This window comes from Helicobacter sp. UBA3407 (assembly GCF_949747025.1).
GTDB classification, from domain to species: domain Bacteria; phylum Campylobacterota; class Campylobacteria; order Campylobacterales; family Helicobacteraceae; genus Helicobacter_D; species Helicobacter_D ganmani.
The window spans coordinates 1-2,689 of record NZ_CATKCB010000240.1 but is presented as its reverse complement, the minus strand read 5'-3'; the positions used below and the strand labels follow the sequence as shown (position 1 = coordinate 2,689).

The following is a 2,689-nucleotide window of genomic DNA, read 5'->3' as shown; positions in this document are numbered from 1 at the left end:
CCCTCACGCACATTACGAATCTCACGCAAAGCATTTGAGATTTGTATCGTGGCTTGTGTGGAATCTACATTGTCTTTAAGCGAAATCATCAATCTTGAGATATTATACAATGTGCTAGACTTAGAGATGCTGCGTTGATAAGTTTTCAAAGGCAGCAAAATCACATCATCTTGGTCATTTCCCATTGCTCCTTGCCCCTTTTCCTCCAAGATTCCGATACATTCACACACAATATTGCCCAATCGGATTCTACTTCCTAGTGGATTTGTAGAGGATTTATCAAATAGGTTTTTTTTCACACTTGCACCAATAATGCAAGTATTGCTTCCTGCACGATAATCTTGCGCACCAAAAGTTGTCCCATAAGAGATATCCCAATTTGTAGCGACAAAATAATCTGTATTGACGCCTTGAATTTGGGTTTGCGTGTTTTCTTGTCGGAATTGCACAAGAGCAGAAGTTGCCACAATCGGTGCAATCGCGCGTGTAATATGTCCAACTTGAATATTTAATTCTTTGATATTCTCTAGGCTAAAAAGCTTTCTTCCTCCACCGCCTATGTTTTGACTTCGTGCAGGAAAGACAAGCAAAATATTGCTACCCAAACTACTCATACGCTCGGTAATCACTTGCGTTGTGCCATTTCCAAGTGTAATCATAATCACGACTGCTCCCACACCGATAATAATCCCAAGCATTGTTAAAAGTGCGCGCAAAAAATTGCGTCTAATCTGACGAAAAGCAAGAAAAAAGGCATTTAAAATCATATTTATTCCTGATTGTATTGTGCTTGCACACTACTAGATTCTATGTTTTGAGATATTTCGCTTTGCTCAATAGGAGGTGCAGCATCTCGTATGCTTTGGGGTTGGGTATTTGCGGAATCGCTTTGCACCAAGCCATCTAAAAACATAATTTCGCGCGTAGCATACCGCGCCATTTCAGGCTCGTGCGTAACCATAAGAATCGTAATCTTAGAATCTGCATTTAACCGCGCTAAGATTTCCATAATCTCTATGCTTCGCTTAGTATCTAAATTCCCTGTGGGTTCATCGGCAAGCAAAAAGAGTGGGTTGGAAGCAATTGCTCTAGCAATCGCCACGCGCTGTTGTTGTCCCCCGCTTAAAGCATTGCTTTGATGATTATACCATTTTTCTAAACCTACCATTTCAAGTGCTTGCATAGATTGTCTAATACGCTCTTTTTTGGGCACTTGGCGATAAAGCAAAGGAAGTTCAACATTTTCTAGTGCAGTCGTGCGCGGCAAAAGGTTGAATCCTTGAAAAATAAAGCCGATATAGTGTCGTCTCAAAAGGGCTTTTTGTTTCAGATTTAAATCACAAACATTTACTCCACAAAACTCATAAATTCCGCTACTTGGGCTATCCAAACAACCGAGAATATTCGCCAAAGTGCTTTTGCCACTCCCGCTTGGACCCATTAGCGCGACAAAATCACCCTCCACAATCTCTAAACTAATCCCACGCAATGCCTCAAAAAGATTGGGTGGCTTTCCATAGGTTTTATGGATATTTTGCAAACGAATAAAAGACATTATTTCTCTTCTTTTTGCGCAATAATCACTTGCATTCCTGCTTGAATAGAATCGCTAAAAATCTGCGTTGAGATTCCATCACTAATGCCAACTTCCACAGAAACTTCCTTAGGCATACCATTTTCCAATATCCAAACACTAGAGTTTGCTTGCTGCTTGCTTCCACCTCCACGTGTGCGTGGAGGACGCATACCTAAACCAAAAGAACTTAATTTTGAAGAGGATTTTGCGGAATCTTTCTTAGAGGTTACCGGAGTAAAATAAAGCGCACTAGAGGGAATCAAAAGGGTATTTTTAGCAGAATCTGTAACAATATCTGCAGTCGCACTCATTCCGGGTTTTAGCAACAAATCTTGATTGCTGACATAAATACGCGCCTCATAGCTCACGATGTTGTCTGTGCTTTCGCTCGCACCAAAATTCACCCTATCTACCACCGCTTCAAAAGTCTTTTGAGGATAGGAATCCACGCTAAACTTTACATTTTGTCCCACCTTAACTTTGCCAATATCTGCTTCAGAAATACTAACATTTAACTCCATTTCCTCTAAGCTTTCTGCAACAATAAAAAATTCTGGTGCTTGGAAGCTTGCCGCAACGCTTTGCCCTACTTCAATGGAACGACTAAGCACCACCCCATCTATTGGCGTCGTGATATGTGCATTTTTCAAATCTACCTGTGTAGAACGAATCGCAGTTTCAATCTCTTTAATATTTGCTTGACGCAACTCCACCTCACTTAAAGCAGCATTATAATTCGTTTTTGCGGTTTGCAAATCAAGTTTAGAAGGTGTTTTGCCTTGCGTCGTTTTAAAAAGCGTTTGAAGTTGCTTATACTGCCAAGCCTTTTCCTCTAAACCTACCTTTGCGCTTTTTAATTGCGCCTTTGCACTCTGAAGTTGTGCCTCATAGCGGTAGAGGTCTTGCTCAATACTTTCACTATCAATTTTAGCAAGCACTTGCCCCTTGCTCACCTTATCATTCACATCTACAAGCACTTCAAGCACGATTCCAGAAATCACCGAACCAATGGACACTTCGTGTGTTGGAGAAAGCGTGCCATTAGCACTAATGCTTGTAGAAATATCTCCTAAAGTTGCTTCTTGTGTTGTATAAAGATAATTTGGCTCTCTT

General features: G+C 40.8%; 3 protein-coding genes. All 3 read right to left on the bottom strand.

All coding sequences use genetic code 11. From position 1 onward, the window contains the following. Positions 1-767, bottom strand: a 767-nt coding sequence (locus Q1553_RS08180; RefSeq protein WP_300842916.1) for an ABC transporter permease, incomplete at its 3' end; no start/stop codon positions are given. A gap of 2 nt (positions 768-769) precedes the next feature. Further along, on the bottom strand, positions 770-1,555 hold the full coding sequence (locus tag Q1553_RS08175; protein WP_297571766.1) for an ABC transporter ATP-binding protein: 786 nt from the start codon (positions 1,553-1,555) through the stop codon (positions 770-772). Further along, a partial coding sequence (locus Q1553_RS08170; protein ID WP_300842915.1) for an efflux RND transporter periplasmic adaptor subunit occupies positions 1,555-2,689 on the bottom strand: 1,135 nt, incomplete at its 5' end. The genes Q1553_RS08170 and Q1553_RS08175, both read right to left, overlap by 1 nt.

Bases quoted from the DNA above. Each gene is read 5' to 3' on its own strand.
- Q1553_RS08175 (WP_297571766.1), bottom strand. From the start codon at position 1,555: ATGTCTTTTATTCGTTTGCAAAATATCCATAAAACCTATGGAAAGCCA.